The following is a 12741-nucleotide window of genomic DNA, read 5'->3' on the forward strand; positions in this document are numbered from 1 at the left end:
TAGCCGAACGTCAGACCGGCGTGCCGTCCTCCTCCGGCGCATGAAGCGGGCGGTCGGGCATCGGGAAGCCTGCCTCGCGTGCCAGATCGTCCGATGCCCCTTCGATCGCGACCTCCAGCCGATGCAGGAAGGCGCGCAGGGGCAGGCCCGGCGGGATCGGGTCGAGGAAGGCGAAGACCGCCGTACCGGGCTTGCGATAGATGCCGCGCTTGGGCCAGAACACGCCGATGTTCGTGGCGACGGGCACCACCGGCTGCCCCAGTTCCGCATAAAGCGCCGCCGTCCCCTTCTTGTAGGGCATGATCGCCCCCGGCGCGACGCGGGTGCCCTGCGGGTAGATGCAAAGCTGACCGGGGGCCGCGTCGCCCGCCTTGACCCGCGCCAGCATGTCCTTGATCGCGCGCCCCTTCTTGCCGCGATCCACGGGGATGCAGCCGGCGCGATAGGCGAACCAGCCCAGCACCGGCGCGTAAAGCAGCAGGCGTTTCATGATGAATCGGGGGCGCGGCAGCAGCTGGTAGATGAACATCACATCCATGAAGGACTGATGCTTGGCCGCGACCATGCAGCCGGTGACGGGCGGCGTGCCCCGCAGCTCGAACCGCAGGCCGATCATCCAGCCCGCCAGCCAGATCACCGCGCGGGCGTACATGCGGCAGGTCTTCATCGCGCCGTCGCGGGCGATCAGCGCGTAGGGCAGGAACACGATGCCCATGACCGCCATCAGCAGATACATCACGATGGTGAAGACCAGCGACCGGATCCATTGAAGAGCGTCTGTCATGCCTGAGACCTCAGCGTGCGCAGGGCCGCGGCCCGGGTGGCGAAAAAGGCGGTGACCGCGGCAAGCGGCGGGATCAGCAGCGGCACCAGCCAGCCCGCCCCCCGGAACCCCAGCCCCGTCAGAAAGCCGGAGGCGTCGCTGCCATCCGGCAATGCGGCCACCGCGACCAGTCCCAGCGCCGTGCCAATGGCGGCGCCCAGCCCGGACCGCAGGGTAAAGCGCCGCACGAAGGCGCCCGCGATGTAGGTGTCCCGCGCGCCCACAAGGCGCATGACGCGGATCACCTGCGCGTTGGCGGACAGCGCCGACTGCGCCGCCAGCGTGATCATCGCCGCGGTGGCGGCCCCGATCAGCAGCAGCGCGACCCAGCCCAAAGTCCGCAGACGCTCCGCCGCCGCGACCAGCGGCACCCGCCAGCGGGTGTGGTCGTCCAGCACCGCCCCCGGCACCTCGGCCTGCAGGCGCGCGCGCAGGCCGGTGGCGTCGTAACCCTCCGCCGTTTCGGTGATCTCGATCAGCTGCGGGATCGGCAGGGTATCCAGCGGCAGGTCCGGGCCGAACCACGGTTCCAGCAGGGCCCGTTCCTCGTCATCGTCGAGCGCACGGGCGGTCGCCACGCCGGGGGTCTGTTCCAGCACGGTCAGCGCGCGCCCGACCTGTGCATCCGCCTGATCCGCCGGGGCAGAGATGCGCAGCGTCGCCGTGCGCGCCAGTTCCGACGACCAGCGATCTGCCAGACGTCCCGTCGCCAGCGAAAAGGCGATCGCGAAGACCGCGAGGAACGCCATCGCCCCGGCGGTGAAGACCGTCAGCCGCGCGGTGAAGCCCGTCGGCGGCACGGCCCGGTCGGCACTGGGGTCGCCCACCAGCAGCGCCAGCGCGCGCCGCAGTCCGGGTGTGCCGCGCGCGTTCACAGCGCCACCCCGGCCTGCAGGCGCCCGTCCTTGAGGCGCAGGACATGGGCGCTGACCTGGGACTTGGCGGCGCGGATCAGGTTCATGTCATGGGTCGCGATCAGCACCGTCTTGCCCATGCGGTTCAGTTCGACCAACAGGGTCAGCAGGCGCTGCGACATCTCCCAGTCGACATTGCCGGTCGGTTCGTCCGCGATGATGACGTCGGGCGACGTGATGACCGCCCGCGCCAGCGCCGCGCGCTGACGCTCGCCGCCCGACAGCTCCGGGGGGCGTTGCTGCGCCTGCCCCGACAGCCCCACCCAGGCCATCAGCTCGTCGAGGTTGCCGTCCGCTTCCGCGGCGCGCTGCGAGACCTGCAGCGGCAGGGCGATGTTCTCGGCAACCGGAAGATGGTCGAGGAACTGGCAATCCTGATGCACCACGCCGATCCGGCGCCGGGCCATGGCGACATCGTCGCGCGACATGGTCGCCGCATCCTGCCCGAACAGGCTGACGCGACCGGCGGTGGCGCGCAGATCGCCGTAGCAGAGTTTCAGCAGGGTCGTCTTGCCGGCACCGGACGGGCCGGTCAGGAACTGGAACGACCCCGGCGTCAGCGCCAGCGTCAGATTCGTGAACAGCTGCGCGCCGCCATAGCTGTAGGCTACGTCAGATAGCTCGATCACGCGCGTCTCCTTGCCCCCCGCTCGGGTGTCTTTTGCCCAAATCTGCAACAGGTTACAATGCAATCAAGCGAATAACCCGTGCAAACCTTGGCGCGCGGCGTCCCCCTTGCTAGAAACGGGGGAAGAAGACGGCCGCAGTGGCCTGCACTGGCGTGCAAAGGATGGATTCGATGCGGCTGATCTGCCCGAACTGTGGCGCACAGTACGAAGTCGATGGCGACCTGATCCCCGACGAAGGCTGCGACGTCCAGTGTTCGAATTGCGGTCACGCGTGGTTCGAAAGCGCCGCCGCACCCTCTGCCCTGATGGAAGACCCGGAGCCCTCGCCCCCTGAACCGGAACCGGAGCAGGAGCAGGCCCCGGATGACGCTCCGGCGCCGGAACAGCCGGTGACCCGGCCGGATCCTCCTGCGGCACCCGTGCGGACAGCCGCGAAGGCAGAGCCAGACACCCGGCCGGAGGGTCATGGCCGGACCGGAAGTCCGGTCGGGCCCGCTGTCAGGCGGCCATCGCCGGTCGAAGAGCCGGAGCCTGCCGTGCCGCCGGTCCGTCCGCAGGCGCGCACGCCCCTTGATCCGTCCATCGCTGACATCCTGCGCGAAGAAGCGGCGCGCGAGGAAGCGGCGCGCCGGTCCGAAGGCAGCGGCGGGCTGGAACAGCAGCATGATCTGGGGTTGCGCGACCCGGAACCCGCCCGCCCCGCGACCACGCCCACGGCGGTGCGCAGGGTCGAGACAGCGCCCCGCGACCCACGACCGGAACCGGTGGCGGTCGCGGTGGCCCCCGCACCCGAGACCGGGCGGCGGCGCGAACTCTTCCCGGATATCGAGGAAATCAATTCCACCCTGCGGTCCAGTGCAGAGCGTGACGCCCTGCCCCTGCGGCACGCGGAACAGGTGAAGGCCCGCAAAAGCGGACGACGCGGCTTCTTCGGCACGCTGGCGGTGATCGTGGCGCTGGCGCTGATCTACATCTTCGCCGAGGACATCGCGGCGAGCGTGCCCGCTCTGGCCGATCCGCTGACGTCCTACGTCGCCACGGTCAACGAAGGGCGCCTCTGGCTTGACGCGCAGGTGCAAAGCCTGCTGGCGGCAAGCGATACCGGCGCCTGATCACAGCCCTTTTCCGTGTAATGTCTGCAGGTCGTGCCGCCGTTCAGAACCGGTCGAGCAGCCGGTCGAGGTAGTCCCGCTCGACCTGCGGCCGGTCCTGTTCGGCAGAGCGGCGCCTGATCTCTCCCAGCAGTTCCTCTGCCCGGCGATAGACGTCATCGCCCTGCAACAGGTTCTCGTCCGTGCCGTATTGGCCGGTGCTGCCCAGTTGCCGCCCGAGCGGGTCACGGCGGCCCGGCTGGACCTGACCGGTCTGGTTGCCGTCCGCATTGCCCTGCCCCGGCTCCTGTCCGTCGTTCTGGGCCAGCGCTTCTCCGATCGCGCGCATGCCGTCGCGCAGGGCGTCCATGGCATCGGCCTGCCGGTCGATGGCCTGCCCCATGTCGCCGTCGCGCAGGGCCCGCTCGGCCTGATCCATGGCGCCTTCGGCGCGGTCGAGCGACTGGCGCGCAGCATCCCCCGCCTCTCCCGGCAGGCCGGGCAGCGCGCCGCGCTGGCGGCTGAGTTCATCGCGCAAGCCCTGCTGACGCTCTGCCAGCGATTGTTCCGATCCGGCGCCCTGACCGTCCTGTGCCTGACCGTTCTGTGTCTGGCCGTTCTGACCTTGGCCGTTCTGACCTTGGCCGGGCTGGCCTTGCTGCTGGCCTTGGCCATTCTGGCCCGGTTGCTGCCCTTGTCCCTGCTGTCCCTGACCCTGCCCCTGCTGCTGTCCTTGGCCTTGCTGCTGTCCTTGGCCTTGCTGCTGACCCTGACCTTGCTGCCCTTGCTGGCCCTGCTGACCCTCCTGCATCTCGCGGAAGGCCTCGTCGGACAGGTCCTGCTGGTCGCGCAGGGTGTCGGCCAGATCCTGCATCGACTGCTGGCCGGGGGTCTGCGGCCCGCTGCCGCTGCCGTCGCCCTGCGTGATCTGCATGTTCTCCAGCAGGGAATTCAGTTGATCCATCAGTTGCTGCGCCTCGGCCATGCGGCCTTCCTGCATCAGTTCCTCGATGCGGTCCATCAGGGCCTGCAGCTCGTCTTGGCTCAGCTCCATCGTGTTCTCGGAGGTCTGCGCCTGATCGGTCTGGTCCGCGTTCGGGTCCATCTGGTCGGCCAGCATCTGCATGTAGTCCTGCGTTGCCTCGCGCAGCTCCTGCATCAGCTCGGCGATCTCCTCGTCAGAGGCACCGTTGCGCATCGCCTCTTCCAGCCGCTCCTGCGCGCGCTTCAGGCGCTCGCGGGCGTCGGCGAGGGTGCCGTCCTCCAGCTGGATCGCCAGATCCCACAGGGCCTGCTCGATCTCGGCCGCCGTTTCCTCGGTCAGGCCGGTGCGGTCGGACTGGTCGAGCTGGCGGATGATCTGGCGCAGGCGCAGATAGGGCGTCTGACTGGTGAAGAGCGTATCGGGCTCGTAGGAGACGGCGCGCAGCACCTGCACGATGCGGCGCGCGTTGCTGTGCGACCACATCAGATCGCGGCGCTGTTCGACGATGGCCTTGGCAGTGGGCTGAAAGAAGCGCCGGCCCGGCAGGATCATCGGTTCCGTCAGGCTGCTGCCGGTCTGACCCGCCGCATCCGTCACCTGCAGCGTGATCGTGACCGGCAGGTTGGCCAGCGGATGCTGCGACAGATCCTCGATCAGGGCATCGTCGAAATCGGCACGGTCGCCGCCGAAGGGCATCGGCAGGTCCAGCACGATGGGCTCGATCGGATCGGGATCGACGGCAAGGCCGTAGCTGCGATCGACAGCGTCAAGGTCGAGGGCGATGGTCGCCGTGCCGCTTTCCACGCCGTAATCGTCATTGGCGGCAAAGGCCTGGTTCATCTCGCCCATGGCGTCGGCATCGACGGGGGCGGTCAGGCTGACTTCGGGTGCGGTGTCGGGCAGGATCGCCAGATCCCAGGCCGCGCCATTCGGCCCGTCGATGGCGACGCGGCCGGCCCGTGTCACGGTAAAGGTCTGCTGCGGTTCGGACGCGGGCGGGATGTCGGTCGTGCGACCGGACACCGTCTCTGCCACCGTCAGCGCGCCGACCTCGCCGTAAAGCCGCAGAGTGACCTGCGACCCCAGCGGCACGGACAGCGGGCCGGGCGGAATGTCATTGAGGTAGAGCGTCGGCTTGCCGGTATAGGCAGGCGGCGCGACCCAGCCTTCCCAGACCGGGCCGGTCGCCAGCGCACCGCCGCCGCCGGTCTGCGCGATCTCTGCCACCGACCCCACGCGCAGGACCGAGCCGAAGAGCAGCGCCACCACGAAGAACAGCAACGCGGTATAGCGCAGCCCGTAGGGGTCGCGGTCGGATACCTTGAGGTCCGGCTGCACCGGCCGCGCCCCTTCGGTCGCCCGTCGCATGCGCGCCAGATGCGCCGCCCAGACGGCCTGAGACGCCGGATCACCCGCGCCGATGGCCTGCGTGTCGCGCACCGCGGCGATGGGACGGCCCGGCAGGCTGGCGTCGACGCGGGCCAGTGCCTCGGCCCGGGTGGGCCAGCGAAAGGCGCGCAGCCCGCGCACCAGCGTCACACCGATCGCCAGCAGGGCAACCACGCCGAAGCCCCAGAACACCTCGAGGCTCATGCGGTCCTGCCAGCCGAACATCAGCGGGGCAAGGATGACGAACAGCACGCTCCACAACGGCCAGAAGGCCCGCGTCGCACGCTCCGCCACCAGCCCCAGACGGGTCAGCGCGACGGGACGGTCCAGATGCGGCAGGTCGGTGCGGTGATCGGTCAGCGGGCCTCTCCCTTGCGCGGCGACGTGACCGACAGGATCACAGCCACGCCGGAATCATATCGCGCGCGATCATTTCGTCAAAGGTCGGTCGCGCCCTGATGACTGCAAATTGATCGCGCTGGACCAGCACTTCGGGGATCAGGGGGCGCGAGTTGTATTCCGACGCCATCACCGCGCCGTAGGCCCCGGCGGAGCGGAAGGCCACGAGGTCGCCGGGACCGACCTGCGCCATCGTCCGCCCCTTCGCGAAGGTGTCGCCGCTTTCGCAGACCGGGCCTACGATGTCGTAGGTCGCGCGCTCCGCCCCCGGCGCGGGCTCGACCACGGGCACGATGTCGTGGTGGGCCTCGTACATGGCCGGGCGGATCAGGTCGTTCATCGCCCCGTCGAGGATCAGGAACTGCCGGTCTGCCCCCTCCTTCACATAGATGACGCGCGACACCATCAGACCCGCGTTGCCGGAAATCAGCCGCCCCGGCTCGATCTCGATCTCGCAGCCGAGGTGGCCGACGGTGCGGCGGATCAGATCGCCGTAGTCCTGCGGGCTGGGGGGCGCTTCGTTGGTCTGGGCGTAGGGGATGCCGAGCCCGCCGCCCAGATCCAGCCTGCGGATCGTGTGACCGTCGGCGCGCAGCTGCTCCGTCAGCTCGGCCACCTTCAGGTAGGCCGCCTCGAAGGGGGCGAGGTCCGTCAATTGGCTGCCGATGTGCACGTCGATGCCGATGACCTCCACCCCCGGCAGGTCGGCGGCAAGGGCATAGACCGCGCGGGCACGGGCAATGGGGATGCCAAACTTGTTCTCGGACTTGCCGGTGGCGATCTTGGCGTGGGTCCTGGCGTCCACGTCCGGATTGACGCGGATCGTGATCGGCGCCACCTGCCCCAGCTCCACCGCCACCTCGCTCAGCGCCCGCATCTCGGGCTCGCTCTCGACGTTGAACTGACGGATGCCGCCCGTCAGCGCCTGCCGCATCTCGGCCCGGGTCTTGCCGACGCCTGAAAAGACGATGCGCTCCGGCGGCACGCCGGCGGCGACGGCGCGGGCGTATTCCCCGCCAGAGACGACGTCCATCCCCGCCCCCGCTTCTGCCAGCAGGCGCAGGACGGCCTGGTTCGACAGGGATTTCATCGCGAAACAGACGAGGTGATCCATCCCCGCCAGCGCGGTGTCAAACAGGTGGAAATGCCGCAGCAGAGTGGCACTGGAATAGACGTAGAACGGCGTGCCGACCTGCGCCGCGATCTCGCTCAGCGCCACGTCCTCGGCGCAAAGCGTGCCGTCGCGATACAGAAAGTGATCCATCAGCCGTCCCCTACAGTCTGAGGCCGGTCATAGCAGAACAGGGGCGCCAGAAAAGGGCGGAACGTCGCCGGGGACGGCGGGCGGGGCGCCTTTGCCGCGCATGCGGCAAACAGCGTCGTCCGGCGTCCTCAGCGCACCGGTTTCGCCCGCAGGAACAGATAGAGCGGCAGGCCACAGCTGACCCCGATGCAGAACGTGGCCGGGATCGCAAGCAGGGCGATCCAGTTGCGCCGCACCGCGACCTCGACCAGCACCCAGACGGTCAGGGTGATCGCGGCGATGGTCAGGTCCCAGGTCAGGCCCGTCGTCGCCGCATTCACGTACCAGGCGTCGATCATGCGGTCCAGCGACCAGCCCTCGGTGCGGAACCAGGTCACGAACCAATACATCGGGTGGATCGCGCCCCAGACGGCGAGCGCCGCCCAGACCCAGCGCAAGGGCGACATGTCCTTCACCGGCCCGATCCCGTCACAGCCCGAGGCTCAGCGGGATGCCCGCCGCCCCCAGACGGACGCCGCCCGGACCCAGCGACAGCCGCCCGATTCCGTCCGCCAGCGACACGCCGGGCGAGACGCCGTTGGGGCTGATCCCGACCCCCGCGTTCATCGTCGGTCCCGGCCGCGCCGGGACGGCGGCCTGCGCGGCCGTGCCGGGGCGCACGGGGTCGCCCTGCGCGCCGCAGCCGGCAAGGGCCATGGCCGCGATGGCTGCCGTCACGCCCGTCCTGATCATCCAAGCACCTTCCGCCACTGGGCCACCGCCTCGCGCACCCGCGCGGGGGCGGTCCCGCCGAAACTCGTCCGCGAGGCGACGGAGTTCCCGACCCCCAGCACATCGAAGACATCCTGCCGGATACCATCATGCACGGACTGCATCTGGGCAAGTGACAAATCCGGCAGATCGCAGCCCTGCTCCTCTGCCAGCGCCACCAGCGATCCGGTGACGTGGTGCGCCTCGCGGAACGGCAGGCCCAATTCGCGCACCAGCCAGTCGGCAAGGTCCGTGGCGGTGGAGAAGCCTGTCGCCGCCGCAGCCTTCAGGCTGTCGCGGTTCGCGGTCATGTCGCCCACCATGCCCGCCATCGCGGCCAGCGCCAGCATCAGGTTGTCGGCGGCGTCGAAGACCTGTTCCTTGTCCTCCTGCATGTCCTTGGAATAGGCCAGCGGCAGGCCCTTCATCACCATCGTCAGCGCCACGTTCGCGCCGAAGATGCGGCCGATCTTGGCGCGGATCAGCTCGGCGGCATCCGGGTTGCGCTTTTGCGGCATGATGCTGCTGCCCGTCGACCAGCGGTCCGACATCTTGACGAAGCGGAACTGGGCCGACGACCAGATCACCAGCTCCTCGGCCAGACGCGAGAGATGGACCGCGCAGATCGTCGCGGCACCGAGGAACTCCAGCGCGAAGTCCCGGTCGCTGACCGCGTCGAGCGAATTGGCCATCGGTCCGTCGAAGCCCAGCGCCTCTGCCGTCATGTGCCGGTCGATCGGAAAGGAGGTGCCTGCCAGCGCCGCGGCCCCCAGCGGCGAGAGATTCATCCGCTTGCGGGCATCGGCAAAGCGGGACCGGTCGCGGGCGAACATCTCGACATAGGCCATCATGTGGTGGCCCCATGTGACCGGCTGCGCGACCTGAAGATGCGTGAAGCCGGGCATGACCCAGTCGGCCCCGTCCTCGGCCTGCCCCAGCAGCGCTTTTTGCAGCGCCGCGAGGGCCTCGTCCGCCGCATCGCACTGGTCGCGGACCCAAAGGCGGAAATCGACGGCCACCTGATCGTTGCGCGACCGCGCCGTGTGGAGACGGCCCGCGGCCTCGCCCACAACCTCCTTCAGCCGCGCCTCGACGTTCATGTGGATGTCTTCCAGCGCCGTGGAAAACTGGAACGTTCCGCCTTCGATCTCTGACAGAACCGTGAGCAGCCCTTCACCAATGGCCGCGGCATCGCTATCACTGATGATGCCCGTGGCCGCCAGCATGGCGGCATGGGCCCGAGAGCCCGCGATGTCCTGCGCCGCGAGCCGCCGGTCGAACCCGATCGAGGCATTGATCGCCTCCATGATCGCGTCCGGCCCCGCGGCGAAACGGCCGCCCCACATCGTGTTCGCAGTTTTGGTCATGAGAAGGACGCGCCCCTTGAAAGCCCTGAAATCCGCCCTGCTTTATACGGGCCTCGCGATCCTTGCAAACGCGGCCCACGCGGAGGCGGACCTCGAGGCGCTGAAAGATGGCGACATGCGCAAGCTTGTCGTGGCATCCGACCCCTCGCCCGCGCCGGAGGTGACCTTTACCGCCGAGGACGGGACGGAGGCCACGCTGGCCGACTATGCCGGCAAGCCTGTCTTGCTGAACTTCTGGGCGACCTGGTGCGCCCCCTGCCGCAAGGAGATGCCGCATCTGGCCGCGTTGCAGGACGCCATGGGCGACGACATCGCCGTGCTGACCGTCGCCACGGGCCGCAACCCGCCGGAAGCGATCGACCGCTTCTTTGATGAGATCGGCGTCACCTCCCTGCCCAAGGCGACGGACCCCCGGCAGGAGATGGCCCGCGCCTTCGGCGTCCTCGGTCTGCCGATCACGGTGATTCTCGACGCCGAGGGGCGCGAGGTTGCCCGCCTGCAGGGCGATGCGGACTGGTCGTCCGACAGCGCGCAGGCGATCCTGTCGGCGGTCGCGGCGGACTAGCGACCGGGCACCGGATCGTCCGGCGACAGCGCGACGCCGTTGCGCCGCGCGATCTCGTCCACGTCGTCGCCCGCAGCCGCCATCCGTGCGCGCATCAGGCCGAAGCTGGGCCCGACCTCTGCATAGATCTGGTCCTGCAACGCCATCAGTTCCTTCGTCTTTTCAAGGTAGCGCGGGTCCATCGGATTGCCGCCGACCTCTGCAAAGACCGGGGCCATCACGATCAGCCGCGCCGAATCGTCCGCGACGAAGCCTTCGGCCATGGCGACGGCGGTCTCGTGGTCGATGCCGAGCGCTTCAAGAGCGGAACGCCCGATCCGGACGGAGCTGTCGAAGGTTTCCCGCACGATGTCCCGGCAACCGGCCTGAAACAACTCGTAGACGTGGTGCCTGTCGCGGGCGCGCGCGATGACGTGGACGTGAGGGAAGTGTTCCTTCACGTAGGCCACCAGTTCCGTTGCCTTCTCCCGGTCGTCGATCGCCACCACCAGCATTCGCGCGGTGCGGATTCCGGCTGCTTCCAGCATGTCGGGGCGGGTGGCATCGCCGAAATAGGCGCGCAGGCCGAACATCCGCAGGGTGTCGATCTGCGCCGCGGAATAGTCGATGACCGTGGGCGCGTAGCCGCCGCCTTCGAGGATGCGCTTCACGATGCCGCCGACCCGGCCATGGCCCGCGATGATGACCTCCGCCGGCGCCTCGATCCTGTCCTGCGCACGGGCGACGCCCTTGGCGGCACGCGGCAGGATGACGCGGTCGTGGAAGATGAAAAGCGCGGGCGTCAGCAGCATCGACAGGGCGACGACGAGCAGCAACTGGTCCGCGAGGGCCGCGGGCATGATGTTGCCCGCCACGACGAAGGACAGCAGGACGAAGCCGAACTCCCCCGCCTGCGCCAGCCCAAGGCCGAAGAGCCAGCGGTCGGTCAGTTCGAGCCTGAAGAGATATGCCAGCAGCAGCAGGATTGCCGCTTTCGATGCCATCAGCCCCACCGTCAGCCCGAGGATCAGCGCGAACTGGTCGAAGAGCAGCGCAAAGTCGATGCCCGCCCCCACGGACATGAAGAAGAGGCCGAGCAGCAGGCCGCGGAAGGGGTCGATGTCGGATTCAAGCTCGTGCCGGTAGTCGCTGCCCGCCAGCACAACCCCTGCGATGAAGGTGCCCAGCGCCGGCGACAGGCCGACGAGGGACATCAGCAGCGCGATGCCCACGACCATCATCAGGGCGGCGGCGACGAAGAGCTCTCTCAGGTCGGCCTTGGCGATGAAGCGGAAGACCGGGCCGGTCAGGGTGCGGCCCGCGATGACCACGGCGGCGATGGCGGCCAGCGTGACCAGCATCGTCTGCCAGCCGTTCAGGTCGGCGACGAGGCTCATGCCCGCGTCATGCGCGGCTTCCGGCCCGTGCCCCGCCCCCGGCATCGCCAGCAGCGGCAGCAGGGCCAGCATCGGAATGACCGCGATGTCCTGCGTCAGCAGCACGGCAAAGCTCGCCTGCCCGCCATCGGATTTCAGAAGCCCCTTCTCGGTCAGGGTCTGCAACACGATGGCGGTCGAGGACAGCGCCAGCACCGACCCCGCCGCCAGCGCCACGGTCCATGGCAGGCCGAAAAGGACGCCAGCGCCCATCACCGCCAGCATGGTCAGCACGACCTGACCGCCGCCGAGCCCCAGCAGCCGCCCGCGCATGTCCCACAGCTTTTCCGGCTCCAGCTCCAGCCCGACGAGGAACAGCATCATCACGACACCGAATTCGGCAAAGTGCTGGATCTGCACGACGTCGACCTGCAGCACGCCCAGCGCCGGGCTGATCGCGATGCCGGCGATCAGGTATCCCAGCACCGACCCCAGACCTGCGCGGGTCGCAAGCGGCACGGCAATGACCCCTGCCACGAGAAAGAGGAAGGCGAGAAGCAGGATGCTGGTCATCGGGGGGTCCTTGCGCGAACGTCGCCGGAGCTTAAGACAGATCAGCCGCTGCGGCCAGACCGGTCACGCCCGACCGCCCTGCCCGGACAGCATCTGCGGCGCCACGCCCATCAGCCGCAGGGCTGCGGCCCATTTGCCGGGCGCGTCGGGACCGAACAGGATCGCGGTATCGGCGGGACCGGTCAGCCAACCGTTCTCGGCCAGTTCAGCCTCCAGCTGGCCGGGACCCCAGCCCGCATAGCCAAGGGCGAGGAGCGACGACGTCGGGCCGGCGCCGGTGGCCAGCGCCTCCAGCACGTCGCGGGTCGCGGTCATGCCGATGCCGTCGGCCACGTCCATGGTGTTGCCGTCGGACGCGTAGTCCATCGAATGCAGCACGAAGCCGCGGGCCCGTTCGACCGGGCCGCCCACGTGGATGGCCACATCACGGCAGGCGGGGCTGCGGCGGATCTTCATCTGGTCCAGCAGCGCCGCGAACTCGATGTCGGGCTTGGGGCGGTTCACGATCAGCCCCATGGCGCCCTCGTCCGAATGGGCGCAGATGTAGATCACGCAGCCCGCGAACCGCGGATCGCCCATGTCGGGCATCGCGATCAGCAGTTTGCCGCAAAGGGTCTCTATCCGGTCCATGGGCGGA

Annotated in this window: 12 protein-coding genes; 2 read left to right on the forward strand and 10 right to left on the reverse strand. The window is 69.0% G+C overall.

All coding sequences use genetic code 11. The features are described from left to right. Positions 1 to 10: 10 nt before the first annotated feature. From BUA54_RS15270 to BUA54_RS15280, 3 genes are read right to left on the reverse strand one after another with little or no spacing between them, the layout of a single operon-like run. Positions 11 to 784, reverse strand: a complete 774-nt coding sequence (locus tag BUA54_RS15270; protein WP_072858129.1) for a lysophospholipid acyltransferase family protein — start codon at positions 782 to 784, stop codon at positions 11 to 13. Next, a complete protein-coding gene (locus BUA54_RS15275) occupies positions 781 to 1698 on the reverse strand; it encodes a cell division protein FtsX (RefSeq protein WP_425434980.1) in 918 nt (305 codons plus the stop codon). Before BUA54_RS15275 ends, BUA54_RS15270 begins: the two co-directional genes overlap by 4 nt. Beyond that, positions 1695 to 2366, reverse strand: a complete 672-nt coding sequence (locus BUA54_RS15280) for a cell division ATP-binding protein FtsE (protein WP_072858130.1) — start codon at positions 2364 to 2366, stop codon at positions 1695 to 1697. The genes BUA54_RS15275 and BUA54_RS15280 overlap by 4 nt, the downstream gene beginning before the upstream one ends. Positions 2367 to 2536: 170 nt before the next feature. On the opposite strand from BUA54_RS15280, the gene BUA54_RS15285 reads away from it, so the two are divergent. Then, a complete protein-coding gene (locus BUA54_RS15285; RefSeq protein ID WP_072858131.1) occupies positions 2537 to 3478 on the forward strand; it encodes a zinc-ribbon domain-containing protein in 942 nt (313 codons plus the stop codon). Between the two features lie 43 nt (positions 3479 to 3521). On the opposite strand, the gene BUA54_RS15290 is transcribed toward BUA54_RS15285, so the two are convergent. The 5 genes from BUA54_RS15290 to argH all read right to left on the reverse strand — a co-directional run bounded on the left by BUA54_RS15290 (position 3522) and on the right by argH (position 9611). Further along, positions 3522 to 6170: a DUF4175 family protein gene (locus tag BUA54_RS15290; RefSeq protein ID WP_072858132.1), complete on the reverse strand. Its 2649-nt coding sequence runs from the start codon at positions 6168 to 6170 to the stop codon at positions 3522 to 3524. 58 nt (positions 6171 to 6228) lie between these two features. Then, the gene (gene lysA / locus BUA54_RS15295; protein WP_072858133.1) at positions 6229 to 7494 is read right to left on the reverse strand and encodes a diaminopimelate decarboxylase; all 1266 of its coding nucleotides are present in this window, start codon (positions 7492 to 7494) and stop codon (positions 6229 to 6231) included. A 128-nt stretch (positions 7495 to 7622) separates the two neighbouring features. Then, on the reverse strand, positions 7623 to 7940 hold the full coding sequence (locus tag BUA54_RS15300) for a DUF2834 domain-containing protein (RefSeq protein WP_072858134.1): 318 nt from the start codon (positions 7938 to 7940) through the stop codon (positions 7623 to 7625). Between the two features lie 22 nt (positions 7941 to 7962). Continuing rightward, positions 7963 to 8226, reverse strand: a complete 264-nt coding sequence (locus BUA54_RS15305) for a hypothetical protein (protein WP_072858135.1) — start codon at positions 8224 to 8226, stop codon at positions 7963 to 7965. Further along, positions 8223 to 9611, reverse strand: coding sequence for an argininosuccinate lyase (gene argH, locus BUA54_RS15310; protein WP_072858136.1), 1389 nt, complete (start codon positions 9609 to 9611; stop codon positions 8223 to 8225). Before argH ends, BUA54_RS15305 begins: the two co-directional genes overlap by 4 nt. A gap of 16 nt (positions 9612 to 9627) precedes the next feature. On the opposite strand from argH, the gene BUA54_RS15315 reads away from it, so the two are divergent. Then, positions 9628 to 10176: a TlpA family protein disulfide reductase gene (locus BUA54_RS15315; RefSeq protein WP_072858137.1), complete on the forward strand. Its 549-nt coding sequence runs from the start codon at positions 9628 to 9630 to the stop codon at positions 10174 to 10176. Here the strand turns inward: BUA54_RS15315 and BUA54_RS15320 are convergent. After that, the gene (locus BUA54_RS15320) at positions 10173 to 12104 is read right to left on the reverse strand and encodes a cation:proton antiporter domain-containing protein (RefSeq protein ID WP_072858138.1); all 1932 of its coding nucleotides are present in this window, start codon (positions 12102 to 12104) and stop codon (positions 10173 to 10175) included. The genes BUA54_RS15315 and BUA54_RS15320 overlap by 4 nt on opposite strands. A 63-nt stretch (positions 12105 to 12167) precedes the next feature. Next, positions 12168 to 12734, reverse strand: coding sequence for a YqgE/AlgH family protein (locus BUA54_RS15325; protein ID WP_072858139.1), 567 nt, complete (start codon positions 12732 to 12734; stop codon positions 12168 to 12170). Positions 12735 to 12741 lie beyond the last annotated feature (7 nt).

The sequence above is a fragment of the Loktanella atrilutea genome, assembly GCF_900128995.1.
In the GTDB taxonomy this organism is placed as follows: Bacteria; Pseudomonadota; Alphaproteobacteria; order Rhodobacterales; family Rhodobacteraceae; genus Loktanella; species Loktanella atrilutea.

Coding starts and splice junctions, on each gene's coding strand:
- BUA54_RS15270 (WP_072858129.1), bottom strand. CDS start 784: ATGACAGACGCTCTTCAATGGATCCGGTCGCTGGTCTTCACCATCGTG.
- BUA54_RS15285 (WP_072858131.1), top strand. CDS start 2,537: ATGCGGCTGATCTGCCCGAACTGTGGCGCACAGTACGAAGTCGATGGC.
- lysA (WP_072858133.1), bottom strand. CDS start 7,494: ATGGATCACTTTCTGTATCGCGACGGCACGCTTTGCGCCGAGGACGTG.
- BUA54_RS15300 (WP_072858134.1), bottom strand. CDS start 7,940: ATGTCGCCCTTGCGCTGGGTCTGGGCGGCGCTCGCCGTCTGGGGCGCG.
- BUA54_RS15305 (WP_072858135.1), bottom strand. CDS start 8,226: ATGATCAGGACGGGCGTGACGGCAGCCATCGCGGCCATGGCCCTTGCC.
- argH (WP_072858136.1), bottom strand. CDS start 9,611: ATGACCAAAACTGCGAACACGATGTGGGGCGGCCGTTTCGCCGCGGGG.
- BUA54_RS15320 (WP_072858138.1), bottom strand. CDS start 12,104: ATGACCAGCATCCTGCTTCTCGCCTTCCTCTTTCTCGTGGCAGGGGTC.
- BUA54_RS15325 (WP_072858139.1), bottom strand. CDS start 12,734: ATGGACCGGATAGAGACCCTTTGCGGCAAACTGCTGATCGCGATGCCC.